We start from the raw sequence: 15,048 nt of genomic DNA, 5'->3' as shown, positions 1-15,048 counted from the left end.
CGACGGTAGAACCTGACGTTACGTCAGGTGCAAGCCCGAATACGCCCGCCGAATCCAGAGGTCACGACATCGCTAGACCCGATCCAGCGCCTTCCACGGCTGCGGCGGAAGTTCGGCGACGATGCTGTCGCCGGGTCGGACCTCGCCACCGGTGACGACCACGCCCATGATTCCGGCCTTACGCACAAGAGTGCCTGCCGCGTCGTGGTGGACGAGCTGCTTCAACAGCCCGTCTTGGAACCTGTCGATCTGGACGCACGGGTTGCGCAGGCCGGTTATTTCCACGACCGCGGCGGAACCGATCCGCAGCAGCGCCCCCACCGGCAGTGCGAGTAGATCCAGGCCGCCGGTGGTGATGTTCTCGCCGAGATCGCCGGGGAATACGGCGAATCCGTGTTCGGCGACCTCGGTGAAGAGCTCCTCGTGCATGAGATGAACCTGCCGCAGGTTCGGCTGGGTCGGGTCCTGGGCGACACGAGAGCGGTGTTTGACCGTTGTTCCCGCGTGGACATCGCCCTCCACACCGAGTCCTGTCAAGAGCCGAATGCTCGGCCTGGTCGGCTTGGTGAACGAGTACTCACCGTTGCTGTTCACCGCGATCACTGTGCCGCTCATCGTGTTTCGTGCCCCTCGTCGTTCGAAACGTCACGGCGAGCGTAACCCCGCACAGCGCTGTCTATCCGGTGGTTTTCGCCTCAGCGAGGGGTAGGGCACTGGCCTTCGTAGCGGCTCAAGCCGAGACCGTTGGCCTTCTTGCTGCGGCCTACGGGGCCGTTCTTGGCGGAGCGGACCCAGGTGCCGTCGGTGTCGAGGACGGGCATGCGTTCGCTGAAGGCTCGGCTGTAGTGGATGGTGCCGTCGACAGTGAGGATGCCGTCACGCACATCGATATGGGCGACGGTGGCCCAGAAGGAGCTCTTGCCGTTGCCGATGACGACGGTGATCTGGTCGGCATCCTTGTCGGGGAGGCCGTCGGGGCCGGGACGGCCGTAGCGGACGCGGACGCGGGGGTTGCCGAACTTGTCGATGGCGCCCGCACCGTTGTCCACGGATTGGTAGACATTGAGGAGCAGATCGCCGTTCTCGGTGGGGCGGACGGTGACCTGTTCGGTGGCGGGGAGGTTGTCGGCCCCGGGGCCGCGGGTGTCGCCCTGGTGATGGATGAACGGCCACCGCGTGATGTCACCCTGGTGGCCATTCTCGCCGCTGAGGACAACGTAGTCGCCGGTGATCTCGTTGCGGCAGAAGAAGTACACGTCCAGGTCGCCCGTACCGAACTCGGTGACACGACCGTTCGCGTCGTATTTCGCACCGCGGCCGTCCCACTCGAGGCCGACGGTCAGGACGTAGCCCGGATCGCCCTTGCGCAGGTCGATCGTGGCGCGGCGATCCGGCGAATCCTTGGTCAGCACGACATCGACTTTGCGCAGATCGACCGAGGGCGCCGGGGGTGTAACACTCTGGGGCGCAGGCACTTCGGCCACGTGCGCGGACACGTCGGCCGGTTCTTCGTCCGCGTCGACGACGATGCCGTGATCGGTCGCGAACGCCGCCAGCCCGGCGCTGTATCCCTGACCGATCGCATCGAGCCGCCACCCACTCCCCCGCCGATACAGCGCCACAGCTTGCAGCACCGTTTCCGAATCCAGGCCCGGCGGCACGAAACTCACCGATTGACTGGAACCGACAGCGGAGACCCGCAACCCGGCGACCGCCCCGAACTCGATCCCCTGCGCCTCCGTACTCCCGGTGATCACCACCCGATGAATCTCAGCGGGCAATGCCGAAAGATCGACCGCGACAACAGCATCGGACTCCAACCGAACACCCGACGCGACCGGATTGTTGAAGAACACGAAGTCGGCGTCGGAACGCACCTTGCCGTCGGCGGTCAACAGCACCGCCGCGATGTCCACCGCTCCGGCCGGGCCGTCCAGATCCAGACGCACCGTGTATCGCCCGTCGACGAGATCGGTCTTGGACCCCTTGGACACCTCGACCATCGTTGCCGCGCTCCCACTCATGATTTCTGCCCCTCCACCGGTCGGCTGAGCCCCACGGTACCCGCCGAGCCTGCCATCGGGTCTGCGTTCGATGACCGGCACGGACCTGTAGGTATGTCCAAGCATCGGCGGAAAACCGTTGGGTTCGGTCACAGATCGAGACGCAGCGGTAGCGGGAGTGACGAGTGTGTCGTTGACTGGCTGGATGGACGTCCGTGAACTGATCGACCGCAAGGCGGGTCGTCGGGTCTCGGTGGTGGTGCCCGCGCTGGATGACGAGGACACCGTCGCCGGGGTGGTTGCTTCGGTGAAGTCGCTGCCCGATGGGCTGGTCGACGAGTTGGTCGTGCTCGACGCCGGGTCCGCTGATCGCACCATCGCGCGGGCGCGCGCCGCCGGGGCCGAGGTCTTCACCCGGGAGGAGGCGTTGCCGGGGGTGGCGGTGCGGCCGGGCAAGGGCGAGGTGCTGTGGCGGTCGATGGCGGTGTGTACCGGTGATCTGATCGTTTTCCTGGACGCGGATCTCGTCGAACCCGATCCGATGTTCGTGCCCACCTTGCTCGCACCGCTGCTCGCCGACCCCCACATCGCCCTGGTGAAGGGCTTCTATCGCAGGCCGATGACCGATGACGCCGACGACGGTGGCCGGGTCACACAGCTCGTGGCGCGCCCGCTGCTCACCGCGCTCGCACCCGCGCTGGCCGAGATCATCCAGCCGCTCGGCGGCGAATGTGGCGCCACGCGTGCGTTTCTCGAGCAGATCTCCATCGCCGGCGGGTACGGCGCGGAGATCGGGATCCTGCTCGATTGTTGGCAGCGGCGCGGTTTGTCGGCCATCGCCCAGGTCGACCTCGGGATCCGCGTGCATCGCAACCGGCCGACGCACGAACTCGCGGTGATGAGCCGCCAGGTCGTGGCGACTCTGCTCGACCGGCTCGGCATCCGGGATTCCGGGATCGGCCTGGTGCAGTTCCTGCCCGGGGAAACCGGTTGGCGGCGAACACCTTCCGAGGTCAGCCTGGCCGACCGGCCACCGATGTCGCGCCGCATCGCCGAGTACCGCGACATCGCCTGACACACGAGAACGCCGGCCCCGCGAGGGACCGGCGTTCACGCGTCACACAGCGACGAGACCGAAGTCGAGCTTCACCAATTGGTCGGCGCAATCGAAGTACCGGTCGTCATGGGTGATCACGATGACCGTCTTACCGCGGCGCTTCAGATCGGTGAGGATCTCGTGGTAGAACACGTCGCGGAACCGAGGCTCCTGATCGGCGGCCCATTCGTCGAAGACATAGATCTGGCGGTCTTCGAGCAAGGCGGTGAGCAGGGCCAACCGCTTGCGCTGCCCCTGCGACAGGTCGACGGTCGACAACCGCCCGTCCCGCACCGTCACCTTGTGCGCGATCTGCAACTCGTCGAGATAACGCTGGACTTCGGCGTCGATACCGGGGCGGTCGAAACCCAGGTAGTCCTCGAACAGATGGAAATCGGTGAACACCGCCGACGAATTCTGCCGGTACCACTCGATGTTGTCGTGGTCGATCCTCTCCCCGTTGAGCGACAACGACCCCGAGCGTGGCACATACAGACCGGTGATGAGCTTGGCCAGCGTCGACTTCCCGCTGCCGTTGCCACCGACGATGAACGTGATCTGGCCCGGTTCGAAAACCAGGTCGATCGGGCCGAGGCGGAAACCGGCATCCTCGGACTCGTCGAGCCCGGGCGGCGGAGCCAGCGGGCGCACATCGACGCCACCGTGGTCGACCCAGTTCTTGCCGTTGACATCCACCGGACCGCCACCCGGATGTGCGCCGGGGTGGGCGGGATGCGGATGCCGCGGCCTGCCGTCGCCCTCCCGCGGCGGCATCCCGGGACGCGGCGGATGCCCACCCGGCCCGTGCGATCCCGGCGGAGGTGGCACCTGCGAGGGCGCCTCCGAGCGATAGATGTAGCTGACGTTGGTCAGTTCCAGCTTGGCCTCCCCTGCCGCTGGACGCTCCGAATACGGCAGCGACTCCTCGTCGTGCAACGTCGTCATCGACAGGTTCATCGCCCGGATCTTGGCCAGCGCCACATCACCACGCAGCAGATCGGGGATGCGGTGCATGAAGTTCTGCATCGGCATCGCCAGGAACGTGGTGACCAGCACGTAGCCGACCATCGTCTCGCGCGGCAGATCCAGTGCGGCCGCGATGACGAACAGGATCAGCGCCATCGTGGCCAGCTGCAGCGCCTGGCCGAAGCCCTGGGCGTAGGAGAACTTCGAGCCCGCGTCGGTGTTCTGGTCGCGCAGCGTACCCGCCGAACCGAGCAGGTGCCGGTCCATGAAGTCACGGCGACGACCACGGTGCAGCTTCAGTTCCTTGATGCCGAGGGTGACGGCCTGGAACGATCGCAGCAACGCGTCCTCGTTCTCCCGAGCTTCCCGGTAGATACCGCGGACGCGCTTGAGAACCAGTTCGACACACGCGATGCCGACCAATGTGCCGCCGACCGTGACCGCGAAAATCGGTCCCGACACCACGGCGAGGAACACGAAGCAGCCGACGATGGTCGCCACATCCACGCAGATCGAGGGAATGGCGGTGACGGCCTGCGACAGCGAACGCACGTCCTCGGTGAGCGTCGCCATCAGGCGGTGCATGCCGAGCCGTTCGAGGTGTTCCAGTGGGGCGGAGACGATTCCGGAGCTCAAGTCGCTGCGCAACCGGTAGATCGCGTCCTGCGACAGCCGGATCAGCAGAACCTGCGACAGCACACCGCTGACGAGGATCACCAGACCCGTGCCGCCGAAGCGCAGCAGCAGGTTGTCCGGCTGCGGGCGCGGCGAGACGACCGCGTTGATCAGCGTCACCAGATAGGTGTTGGCGGCGCCGCAGATCAGGCCCGCGGCGACGACGGCCGCGATCCTGGCCGGCGACAGCGCGGCGAGAAAACGGAGCAGATGCATAACCTTCGGCTCTCAGCTTCGGATGACATCGAACACGATGCCCTCGAGGGTGACACCGGGCGCGAACGAGAACGCCACACCGGTAGAGATCGGTGCCGCTGTCTGTGCGTCGCGGATCATCCGCTCCAGCACGAAGATCAGCGAGACACTGAGCATGTTGCCGTGCTCGGCGAGCACCGCCCAGCTCGGCGCCGCCAGCTCGGCGGGAATGCCGAGCGAATGCGCCGACTCCTCGATGATGCGGGGACCACCGGGGTGGATCGCCCACAACTCGATATCGGACTTGCCGAGTCCGTTGCGCGCCAGCACTTCCGACACCACCGGGTCGACACCGCGGTAGATGTAGTCGGGCAGGCTGGTCGCCAGTTCGCAGGTGATGCCCGCGTCCTTCACACCGAGCACGATGCCGTCCTCGGCGTCGTCGAACAGGTGGCTGAAGCTGTCGCGGATCACGACGCTGCCGGCCGCGAGCGGCTTGTGTACCTGGTTGGCGCCGATCACCACCGCCCCGCAGCCGTCACCGAACAGGCTGTGGGTGATCACGTCGTTGACGTCATCGTCGAAAACGGCGTTGACCGAACTCAATTCGATGCACAGCACCATCGCCTTCTTGTCCGGGTGGGCCCGGACGTAGTCGACGGCGGCGCGGATGCCGTTCATGGCCGCGGCGCAACCCATGAAATTGATGACCATCCGGCCGACCTTCGGCGACAGACCCAGCTGCTTGACCACCGCGACGTCGACGCCGGGGGCGATGAAGCCGGTGCTGGTCACGAAGATCAGCTGGCCGATGTCCTCGGCCGGGTTCGCCAGCCCCGCGACGGCGCGCTGGGCGACGTCGACGGCGAGCGGCACGGCGTGTTCGAAGAACAGGTTCATCCGCTCCCGGATGGTGCCGGGCTTGCGGCTGAACTCGAGGAACTCGGGGTCGAGTGGGTCGATGGCCAGGTGCCGGGTGTCGATCCTGGTCTTGGCGTAGATCCGCGGAATGCGCTGGCGCTGAACGGGATCGGAGAACAGTTCGGCGACCCGGCCCGCGTTCACGGACTGCTCGACGACCAGCGAGGGCGAACCGGTGGCGACCGCTTCGATCACGCCGACGGTCGTCGGCGGCGTGGGTGGTAGCAGGTCGTGCCCGCGCTCGATGTCGGGCGTGCGGAGCAGGTCAAAGGAAACAGACACGGGCACAAATCCTTTCGAGACAGATCAGAGGTGGCAACGGCCGGGTCAGACGGTTCCGATGCCGGAGAAGCCCTGCGCGGTGTAGACGACACAGGTCTTCAGCGCTGATGGTGCGCAGTGTTCGCGCACGAAACCCCACCGGCTCTCCTCGGCCTCACGGGAGGGCGCGAGCAGATAGGTCCGGCACAGCTTGGGGAAACGATCTCCGAAGAAGCTCTTGGCGGGCAGCCACTCCACGCCGAACTTCGCGGCTTCCTCACGCACCACGTTCTCCGAGGCGATATTGGCAAACCCGCTGCGCTGGAACGGAAGTACGTGATGGGCACGGTGCGAGCTCAGGCCCGCCGAGAGGAAGCAGTCGACGTACTTGTTGCCGACCACGGTCAGGTCGTAGGCCTGCTCGAGCTGGTTCACCGCCCAGTCCTCGGTCTCGGTGTGCAGTTCCTCGGTCGGGATCTCGAAGTCGTGGCTGGCCACCACCATGAAGGTGCTGATCCACAGCGTGATCACGAATTGCAGGCCCCAGGCGAGCAGGTCACCCGCGATGGCGAAGGCCACGAACTCGGCCACCAGCAGGAACCGCATCCCGAACGAGCCGATGAAGTGTGGCAGCGCGCCACGCCAGCTGCCGTACATGTCCTTGATGCCCACCTTGCGGGTGAGCCTGCAGACATCGAGGAGGCGAATGATCATGCCCGTCAGCAGATGTCCGAACTTGTGTACGGTGTGCACCGGCACCCGGTACAGGCGCGGGATCTGCATCATCATCGTGAAGACGTTCTTCTTGATGTCGACTTCACTCTGGGTGTGCGGGTGGTGCAGAAGTGCGTGCCCGTCAGCGGTGACGAAAGACAGCGCGACATAGTTCATGTCGAAGGCGTTGACCGCGTACTTGTTCAAGCCCTTCTGCGCGCGGTGGATCGCGTAGTGACCGAACCCGGCCAGCGAGCTGCGCAGCAGCACCATCGCGATCACGAAGGCGGGCAACGGCATCCAGCTCGTGTCGTAGAGACGCAGCGCCTGCACGGCGATGTAGGCGAAGATCAGCACGCCGACGACGATGTTGAACGCGCGGTCCATCCGCTTCAGCCGGGCCGCCAGCTCGGGTTCCTTGAGCCGGGCCTTCACCTGGTGCAGCAGATCGGCCTTGTTGTCGAACTTGTACTTCGGGGTGTCGTCCCAGCTGTTGAAGCCGTCCTTGAACAGGAAGTCGGGGGCGTTGTTCTTCGGATGGATGTCCTCGGGCGTGGCATCGCGACCGAGACTGTAACGCTCGATCATCCGCGCGATTTTTTCCGGATCACGGTGGTAGGAACCGATGATCGAGGTGATGTCGCGATTTTTCGTGCGGCCGATGAAGAATTCACCGCCTGGATGCTTGGAGATCCAGTCACTCAGGTCGTAGGCTCTGCCGTTATAAACCCATACGTTGTTGACGGGAGGCCGACCCCCCGGGCCGGGCGGTGGCGGGAGCTCGCGCTCCGCTTCATCAGGTCGATCATCGATCGTCATTAGTTCTTCCTCCGTGTCCGATCGGCGTCCGATGCGTGTTGCCTGCCGACCAGCGTCCCGACACGTATAGTCCTTGTGGCGCCTTGCATCTCGCTGAACATTCTCTTATTGGATGCGCACTCGTGCGTTCGTGATTCGTTTACCGCGGGCGACACCCAGACGACACACCGGCCCGGGGCTGCGGAGGGCACTGCGTGCCAGGCTCCGCTGACCCCGGACCGGTGTGGGTTGATCCGGTATTACCGGCGATTATCAGCCGGCGGGCTTGATGATGTTGACCGGCTTGGCCCAGTTCGACAGACCGACGGTGACCTCGCCCTGATCCTTCTTCACCACGGCGCGAACAAGATTCGGGCCGTCGCCGGTGGACGCGGCGTCCGAGGGCTTGGTCGAATCGGAGGCGGGCGGGGCGGTGTCCTGGATCCACACGGTGATCGGCATGGTGCCCGCGTTCTGACCGATGCGCGGCACGATCGGGTCGATCACCGCGGAGTCGATGGTGCCGGAGACCTTGACGGTGTTGATGCCGTCGATCACCTCACGGCCCTCGGTCTTCGCGTTCTGGATATTGGCGATCACATTCGCGATGCCCTTGTCCTTGTCCAGGATGACGCCCGGATCGTAGACCTTCTCCGCCGGACCCGACGGCACGTAGCGGCCACCAGCCTGGGTGTAGAGGACCTTGTCCACCACAAGGAACTTCGCCTCGGTGAACGCGGCTTCGGGGGTGAGCTTGACCTTCGCCTCGCCCATCGCCGCGCCCGAGCCCTGGGTCTCGTTGGTGACATCGGCCGACACGGTTTCCACCGGCAGGTCGGGCAGGTTCTTGACGTTGATCTTCAGGTGCACGTTGTGCAGGGTCTGCGTGGTCTTCGCCGACTCCTTCACGATCTGTGCGCCCTCGGGCAGCTGGCCGGTGGGCGCCGGGCCCGCCGTGGTGGCCGAATCGTCTTTGGTGCAGCCGGATACGAGGGCCGCGCAGACCGCCGCCGCCGCGACGACCGAAGTGATGCCGGAACGTCGCGCGAAGCGCCGACGCGAGGTGGGGTTCGGTGTCATGTGGATCAAGTTTCATCCCCTGGAGATGGTCGTATATCGGTATAGGGCAGCCGAAGACCATCGTTCATCTCGTGCTCCCCCGTCGGCGATAGTACCCGAGGAATTCGATTTGCGAGTTGTCTCGTCGCGCTATCGATTACGGGTATCCGAACCCCGGGGCGAGACGGCGTTACCCCAGGTCATCCCGGTACATGGAACCGCCGTCGATGATCGTCGGCCGGGCGCCGCCGCTCGCCGTCCGACATCGCCAGCAGCACGGCGAACTTCGCGGCCTCGACATCGTCGACAGGGGTGAAGATCTGGATCCACTCGCCGTCGGTGGCGGGCAGACTCATGATCGTCAGGTTCATCGCGAGGTCACCCACCGCGAGATGCTGGATCACCTTGACCAGGTTCACCGGCACCGCCACGTCGTTGCGGGCCCACATCCCGGCGAATTCGGCGCTGGCCGCACACAACTCGTCGATCAGTTCCTGCCACGCCGGGTCATCGAGGTGACGGACCGACGCACCGCGCAGGTAGGCGACCATGCGGCGCAGATCGTCGACGTTGTGCCGATAGGGATTGCAGCACTCCGGTGTCACGAACACGGTGCGCAGCACATTGGCGTCGGGGCGGGCGAGGCCGGGAAACAATGCGCGATAGGCGTCGTTATAGGCCAGGACGTTGTATCGGGAATCGAGAAGCACCGCGGGCAAGGGTGCGAGCTGGTCCAGGATCATCGGCAGACCCGGCGGCATCGCCGGCTCCACCGCGGCAGCGGGCACCGACGGCACATCCGCGAGGCGATAGAGATGCACCTTCTCCGCGTGATCCAGGCCGAGGGTGCGCGCCACCGCGTCGAGCACCTGCACACTGGCGTTGATCGGTCTGCCCTGCTCCAGCCACGTGTACCAGGTGACGCCGATGCCGGACAGCTGCGCGACTTCTTCCCGGCGCAGACCCGGCGTTCGCCGCCGCGACCCTGATGGCAGACCCACATCCCCCGGGGTGATCTTGGCGCGACGGGACTTCAGGAACGCACCGAGTTGGGCGCGACGCTCGGTGCTCACCGAGCGCATGTCGACCACTTCACTCATCCCATCATCGTCGTCCATGCCGATCCTGGTATCCAGGTGGTGCCGGTACCCGGATCAGCTTGCGCTGCGTCGAATTCAGTGCGTGCACAAATGCCGATCCCGGCCGGTTCGAGCGCCGGATCACCGCTGCGCGATCAGTAGATTGTGGGCAACTCGACGCCCTCAGGAGGTTCCGCCGTGGCGGTACACACGCACACCCTCTCCGTGGCTACTGCCGACGGCAAGGCCGATTCCTTCCTCGCCTACCCCGACGACAACGCGCCCCACCCCGCGGTTCTGGTGTTCTCCGACGCCTTCGGTCTGCGGCCGGTGGTGCGCCGTGACGCCGAACGCCTCGCCGCCCACGGCTTCACGGTGCTCGTTCCGAATCTGTTCTACCGCCACGGTTCCGCACCGGTGGTCGACCTTCCCGATTTCATCGGGGCCGATCGGCGCGGTGAGATCTTCGGTGTCCTGCGCCCGCTGCTGACCGCGTTGACACCCGAGCTCGTCGTCGCCGACGCCGCCGCGTATCTGTCGTGGCTGGCGGAGTCCCCGCTGACCACGGGCAATCCGGTGGGCCTGTCCGGATATTGCATGGGCGTGCGCCACGCACTACACACCGCCGCCGCCTACCCCGACCGCGTGGCCGCGGTGGCCGGCTTTCACGGCGGCCGACTGGCCACCGAAGACTCCACCAGTCCGCACGCCGTAGTCGACCGAATCACCGCCGAGGTGTACCTCGCGCACGCCGACGCCGACCTCGGCCTCCCGCCCGAACAGATCGAACAGCTCGACGCCGCCTTCACCGCCGCAGGCACCGTCTTCCGCACCGAGGTGTATCCCGGTGCCGACCACGGCTTCACCCAATCCGACACCGATGTCTATGACGCCGGGGCCGATGCCCGGCACTGGACCGAGCTGACCGGCTTGTTCGCCCGCGTCCTGCGCTGAGTCTGTTCCGCAGGCCGGCCCGCGGGTTCGGTGACAACGGTGGCCGGTGGACCACCGAAGACCATCGGTTGTGATCAGCGATCCGGGTTCGTCGCCCGAGCAGCCACCAGTTCGGTGAAGGCGGTGGCGACGAGCGCGACGGAGTGATCGGTGTCCGCGCTCAGTGCCCGCAAGGTCGCCAGTGCGCGGGTGCCGGGCAGCTCCACCAGTGCTTGAACGAGCCGGATACGGATGGCGGCGTCGTCTTCGTGTGCGGTCAGCGCGGCGGTCAGCGCGCCCAGAATTCGATCTGCGGATTCCGGGTCCTGCGACAGCGCGCCGAGCACTTCGCCTGCGTCGACATCGTTGGTGCCCGCGATCACCATGGCCACCAGGATCGGCTCGGCCGCTCTCATCCCGCGGCTTCCGGCGGCCAGGGCGGCGGGCCCGCGGACAGTCGGGTTCGGGTCGTCGAGTGCGGCGGTGAGCAGCGCGGTCGCGGCCTCGCCCGGAATTTCCGCCACTGCCAGCACAGCCCGTCGCCGGACCTCGACATCGGCGGCGGCCAGCCCGGGCGCGAGCCCGGTCAGTCCGTCCTCGCCCGCCCGCGACAGCGCCCAGCGCAGGGCGCCTGCCATGTTGGGTTCGGACTCGGTGAGCACGGCCGCGGCCAGCATCTCGGCCGGCACCGGCGCGTTGTCGGCCGGGTTCAGCACTGCCTGCAGGCGGCGGTGCGGGTCGGTCGAGCCGAGTGTGCGCACGAGTTCGACGATGCGTAGCGCGTCGTGCCAGTCGCCGGGCTCGGCGTTCTCGACAGCGCGCAGACGTTCGAGTAGTTCGCGCTCGCGCACCAACCGTTCCTCGGTGCGTGCGATCAGATCGCTCACCAAGGTCTGCGGCGTGAACGATCGATCTGCCAGTACCCGGGCGATCTCGCGCAGCGAAAGGCCCAGGGAGCGCAGGCTTTCCACGTGGAAGATGCCGCGGATGTCGGCGTCGGAGTACTGGCGGTAGCCGCCGACGGTGCGCCCGGTGGGCCGCACCAGTCCGAGCGAGTCGTAGTGGCGCAGCATTCGGGTGCTGACTCCCGAGCGCCGCGCCACCTCGCCGATCAGCACGGTGCGCCGTCGAGCGCCGCGACTCTTTTCGCCGCGTCGATGTCGGGATCGAAGGCCGCCTCTGGGTCGCGCAGCAGCTGCTCGGTGGCCTGTGCGTGGCCTCGCACGTGCGGGTCGGTACTGACGGCCGCCCGGTGGAGCACGGTGGTGATCACCTCACCCAGTGTGGCCAGCGCCCGGCTCAGGCTGCGCCGGACGTCTCGATCACCGCGCCCGAATTGGGTGGCCAGTTCGGTGGCCAGCGCCGCGCGCTCGGTATCGGGCACGAGAACAACCGCGGCTCGCCACGCACTGCGGGCCACGTCGTCGTCGGGATCGCGCAGCAGCGCGGGGGTGATCGCCGGCCAGAGTGCCGGATCGCCGATCTTGGACAGGGTGTGCAGCGCTTGGCTGCGGGCCTGGGCACCCCCCGATTCCAGCTCAGCGCGCAGCCGCGGCACGGTCAGCTCGCCGGGGAGCCTGGTCAGTGCCCAGGTGAGCATGTCGCGGACGAAGAAGTCCGGCTCCACGGCGCAGCGGTCGATCAGGACTCCGAGCAGCGCCGGGTCAGAATGTGTGCCCGCGGCCAGGGCGGCCCGCAGCCTGATCGACGCGGTCTCCGCGCTCAATGCGGCAAGCAGCCGCGGGTCTACCGAGTGTGCTGGTGTCGAGTTCATGGGAACCACCTCCTGCCTCCAGTGAAGACGTTGTCACTGTGTCAGGGTCAAGCGCTCGATCGTGTCACGATGCTCAGCCGTGTCGCGAGGCCCGAGCCGTTGGATTCGACTGCCGACCGTGCCCTGGTGGACGAATTGATCCTCGGCGCCCTCGCTCAGGGGTGACTGTGCGACGAAAGTGCTGTGCCGGCAAGGGTTTCCAGTGCCGCACGGGCGTTGGCGAGGGCGATGCGGGCGGCGATGACGGGCGAGAGCAGTGCGCGGGGCTTGTCGACGAGTCCCATCACCCGGTACAGGGTTGTCGCGACCGCGGTGTCACGCTCGGCGGCGATCAGCACCGGCTCGAGCGCCGCTACGGCGGCTCGGACCGGCAACGAGACACTGGCGCTGACGTGTGGCATGGCGCCGTCGGCGATCACGGTGAGTTGCCAGGCGTTGTCGATCTCCGGCGTGACCGCCGTGTAAAACCTGGTGGCGAGATTCTCTCCACCCCGTGCGAGGCACTCGCGCAGCACGGCCATCTGGATCGCGGCGACGGTCATCCCCTGCCCGTAGACGGGGCTGAAGCTGCACAGGCTGTCACCGACCGCGAGCAGTCCCTCGGGAAAACGATCGAGGCGCTCGTAGCGGCGGCGCAGGTTGGCCTTGTAGCGGAAGGTCGAGATGTCGCCGAGCAGTTCACCGTTCTTGATGGCATCGAGCACGTCGGGCGGGGCGATGGCTGCGGCGAAGTCGAGAAATCCTTCCTGGTCCCTCGGCGGCTCCTCGCCGTCGTGGCCGATCAGCGTCAGGATGTGCCGGTTGCCCTCCACGGCGAACAGGGCGAGGGCACGCGGGGGTAGATCGCGTACACCGATCGTGACCAGTTTGTCGTGGGGCAGTGCGTTCGGCGGCAGCTGGATGAAGGCGCTGCGGTAGATGATGTCGATCGCGGTGCCTTCTTCGGCTGGGCGGTCGTAGCCGAGCTTGTCCAGCCATGAGGGGACGACACCTGCTCGACCCATCGATGCCACGACCAGGTCCGCGTCGACGGTTTCACGCGCACCGTCCGAACGGTCCACGATCGCGACCCCGCATATCCGCGTTCCATCGGCGCTGACAACGAGCGACGCGGCATCGCACCTGTCGCGAATGGTGACGTTGGGCAGCGCCGCGACCCGCGTGCGAAGGTGCTGCTCGAGGTGCGGGCGACTCGCCTGAAAGGCTCTGTGTCCGGTCGATACCCGCTTGAGGGTCCGGCCGGCCATGGTGAAGCGGACTTCGCGCAGCGCGTCGCATTCGACCACACCGCTTGTTCGCATGTCCTGCCCGAACCCTGGGAACAATTCCTCGAGGATGTCCTTGCCCCGCGGCAGCAGCCCGTGTACATGACGCCCCTGCGGGACACCTTTTCGCGCCTCGGAATCCGGGAGCAGGGCATCCCGCTCGATCACCGTCACGGTCGAGTAGGCCTCACTGAGCACCCGAGCGGCCAGTAGCCCGCCGATGCCCGCGCCCAACACGACCGCGTGATCGCCGATTCTCCGCATGCCATACCTCCGAACGTCGTTGTTCCGAGTCCTGTTCATGGATCGAGTCAAGGATCCATCACTGAGACTGAATTCCAATATAGTCTCAGTGCTGATGTGGCCACAACCAGTCGTGTCTTCCCGGATCGGGAACAGGAAGAATGACCGGCATGACCAACGCGACGCAGTCGTCCTCCGTGCTCGTGGACACGGCCTTGGCGATGATGGCCGAGACCGGCCTGGATGATCTGACGCTGACCGCGGTCGCTCGCCGGGCGGGCGTCTCACGCGCGACCGCCTACCGTGAGTTCGGAGACAAGAACGGTCTCATCGCGGCCGTCAGCAAAATCGAGGTAGCCCGCATGATGAGCGCCGCCTACCTGGAGATCGACATCTTCACGCCGGTGCGGCAGCTGGCGAAAGATGCCGTGGTCTTTGCCATCCCCTACCTGCGCCGACACCCGGTGATCGCTCGACTGCGCGACCAGGAACCAGGATGGTTGCTCAATGTCGCGATCGAGCACGAGGGGTCGAAGCTCAACCTGATCGAAACCGTCGGCGCCTTCATCGCACCACTGCTGGCGGCCCGCGACGACAGCGCATCGCTGGCGGTCACACCGGCACAGGCGGCGGAGATCGCCGTCCGCACCGTGCTCTCGCATGTGCTGATCAAACGCAGCAGCCTCACCGACGAGCAGGTCGGCGACGCGGTAGCCCGGGCTATCAGCCGCTAATTCGATCCGACGCTGCAACGGATCATGGTATCCGTATCAGGGATCGCCGCATTTCTGTACGTCGTCGACCATGCCGATTCCGGTATCGACGTGGCGCTGGTGCCGGACAGCGACAGGCCCTGTCTTCGGTGAGATTCACCCGTTACGGGGGATACGGACCCATCGACGCCGGCTCTACCGTCGAACCATGGCCACCACCTCACAGGTCTTGATCAGTGAGCAGGCCGGCGCCGAGAGCGACGACATGATCCCGCTCGGCGCCGACCTCTCCCACCACGCGTCCTGACTCATGTCCGAACTGCTGTCGGCAGAACTGAATCGAAGGGATATCC

General features: G+C 66.3%; 13 protein-coding genes. 3 read left to right on the top strand and 10 right to left on the bottom strand.

Annotated features, from left to right (window positions below; translation table 11 throughout):
* Window positions 1-72 precede the first annotated feature (72 nt).
* Window positions 73-615: an MOSC domain-containing protein gene (locus ACFULV_RS20655; RefSeq protein ID WP_378658877.1), complete on the bottom strand. Its 543-nt coding sequence runs from the start codon at window positions 613-615 to the stop codon at window positions 73-75.
* An 80-nt stretch (window positions 616-695) separates the two neighbouring features.
* Complete coding sequence (locus tag ACFULV_RS20650; RefSeq protein ID WP_378658874.1) at window positions 696-2,024, bottom strand: TerD family protein; 1,329 nt, start codon at window positions 2,022-2,024, stop codon at window positions 696-698.
* A 157-nt stretch (window positions 2,025-2,181) separates the two neighbouring features.
* Here ACFULV_RS20650 and ACFULV_RS20645 point away from each other — a divergent pair, with 157 nt between their 5' ends.
* Window positions 2,182-3,078: a glucosyl-3-phosphoglycerate synthase gene (locus ACFULV_RS20645; protein ID WP_378658872.1), complete on the top strand. Its 897-nt coding sequence runs from the start codon at window positions 2,182-2,184 to the stop codon at window positions 3,076-3,078.
* A gap of 42 nt (window positions 3,079-3,120) precedes the next feature.
* On the opposite strand, the gene ACFULV_RS20640 is transcribed toward ACFULV_RS20645, so the two are convergent.
* The 5 genes from ACFULV_RS20640 to ACFULV_RS20620 all read right to left on the bottom strand — a co-directional run bounded on the left by ACFULV_RS20640 (window position 3,121) and on the right by ACFULV_RS20620 (window position 9,788).
* Window positions 3,121-4,956: an ATP-binding cassette domain-containing protein gene (locus tag ACFULV_RS20640; protein ID WP_378658869.1), complete on the bottom strand. Its 1,836-nt coding sequence runs from the start codon at window positions 4,954-4,956 to the stop codon at window positions 3,121-3,123.
* Window positions 4,957-4,968: 12 nt separating this feature from the next.
* Window positions 4,969-6,138, bottom strand: a complete 1,170-nt coding sequence (locus tag ACFULV_RS20635) for a type III polyketide synthase (RefSeq protein ID WP_378658866.1) — start codon at window positions 6,136-6,138, stop codon at window positions 4,969-4,971.
* Window positions 6,139-6,183: 45 nt separating this feature from the next.
* On the bottom strand, window positions 6,184-7,650 hold the full coding sequence (locus ACFULV_RS20630) for a fatty acid desaturase (RefSeq protein ID WP_378658863.1): 1,467 nt from the start codon (window positions 7,648-7,650) through the stop codon (window positions 6,184-6,186).
* Between the two features lie 252 nt (window positions 7,651-7,902).
* A complete protein-coding gene (locus tag ACFULV_RS20625) occupies window positions 7,903-8,709 on the bottom strand; it encodes an LppX_LprAFG lipoprotein (RefSeq protein WP_378629559.1) in 807 nt (268 codons plus the stop codon).
* A gap of 179 nt (window positions 8,710-8,888) precedes the next feature.
* Window positions 8,889-9,788 carry a helix-turn-helix transcriptional regulator gene (locus ACFULV_RS20620; protein ID WP_378658861.1) on the bottom strand — a complete coding sequence of 300 codons (900 nt, stop codon included), beginning with the start codon at window positions 9,786-9,788 and terminating at the stop codon, window positions 8,889-8,891.
* A 177-nt stretch (window positions 9,789-9,965) separates the two neighbouring features.
* On the opposite strand from ACFULV_RS20620, the gene ACFULV_RS20615 reads away from it, so the two are divergent.
* Window positions 9,966-10,721: a dienelactone hydrolase family protein gene (locus tag ACFULV_RS20615; protein ID WP_378658859.1), complete on the top strand. Its 756-nt coding sequence runs from the start codon at window positions 9,966-9,968 to the stop codon at window positions 10,719-10,721.
* Between the two features lie 74 nt (window positions 10,722-10,795).
* On the opposite strand, the gene ACFULV_RS20610 is transcribed toward ACFULV_RS20615, so the two are convergent.
* From ACFULV_RS20610 to ACFULV_RS20600, 3 genes are all read right to left on the bottom strand, one after another.
* Complete coding sequence (locus ACFULV_RS20610; RefSeq protein ID WP_378658856.1) at window positions 10,796-11,818, bottom strand: MerR family transcriptional regulator; 1,023 nt, start codon at window positions 11,816-11,818, stop codon at window positions 10,796-10,798.
* Window positions 11,812-12,474 carry a HEAT repeat domain-containing protein gene (locus ACFULV_RS20605; protein WP_378658854.1) on the bottom strand — a complete coding sequence of 221 codons (663 nt, stop codon included), beginning with the start codon at window positions 12,472-12,474 and terminating at the stop codon, window positions 11,812-11,814. The genes ACFULV_RS20610 and ACFULV_RS20605 overlap by 7 nt, the downstream gene beginning before the upstream one ends.
* 155 nt (window positions 12,475-12,629) lie before the next feature.
* On the bottom strand, window positions 12,630-14,003 hold the full coding sequence (locus ACFULV_RS20600; RefSeq protein WP_378658852.1) for an FAD-dependent oxidoreductase: 1,374 nt from the start codon (window positions 14,001-14,003) through the stop codon (window positions 12,630-12,632).
* A gap of 149 nt (window positions 14,004-14,152) precedes the next feature.
* Here ACFULV_RS20600 and ACFULV_RS20595 point away from each other — a divergent pair, with 149 nt between their 5' ends.
* Entirely contained in the window at window positions 14,153-14,716 is a 564-nt protein-coding gene (locus ACFULV_RS20595; protein ID WP_378629576.1) for a TetR/AcrR family transcriptional regulator, read from the top strand.
* The last annotated feature ends 332 nt before the right edge of the window (window positions 14,717-15,048 follow it).

Origin of the sequence: Nocardia sp. NPDC057272 (genome assembly GCF_042668615.1) — a bacterium.
Taxonomy (GTDB): Bacteria; Actinomycetota; Actinomycetes; order Mycobacteriales; family Mycobacteriaceae; genus Nocardia.
The sequence above is the reverse complement of the archived record's forward strand: the minus strand, read 5'-3'. Positions and strand labels throughout refer to the sequence as shown.

Coding starts and splice junctions, on each gene's coding strand:
- ACFULV_RS20630 (WP_378658863.1), bottom strand. CDS start 7,650: ATGACGATCGATGATCGACCTGATGAAGCGGAGCGCGAGCTCCCGCCA.
- ACFULV_RS20595 (WP_378629576.1), top strand. CDS start 14,153: ATGACCAACGCGACGCAGTCGTCCTCCGTGCTCGTGGACACGGCCTTG.
- ACFULV_RS20655 (WP_378658877.1), bottom strand. CDS start 615: ATGAGCGGCACAGTGATCGCGGTGAACAGCAACGGTGAGTACTCGTTC.
- ACFULV_RS20605 (WP_378658854.1), bottom strand. CDS start 12,474: ATGAACTCGACACCAGCACACTCGGTAGACCCGCGGCTGCTTGCCGCA.
- ACFULV_RS20650 (WP_378658874.1), bottom strand. CDS start 2,024: ATGAGTGGGAGCGCGGCAACGATGGTCGAGGTGTCCAAGGGGTCCAAG.
- ACFULV_RS20625 (WP_378629559.1), bottom strand. CDS start 8,709: ATGACACCGAACCCCACCTCGCGTCGGCGCTTCGCGCGACGTTCCGGC.
- ACFULV_RS20620 (WP_378658861.1), bottom strand. CDS start 9,788: ATGAGTGAAGTGGTCGACATGCGCTCGGTGAGCACCGAGCGTCGCGCC.
- ACFULV_RS20600 (WP_378658852.1), bottom strand. CDS start 14,003: ATGCGGAGAATCGGCGATCACGCGGTCGTGTTGGGCGCGGGCATCGGC.
- ACFULV_RS20640 (WP_378658869.1), bottom strand. CDS start 4,956: ATGCATCTGCTCCGTTTTCTCGCCGCGCTGTCGCCGGCCAGGATCGCG.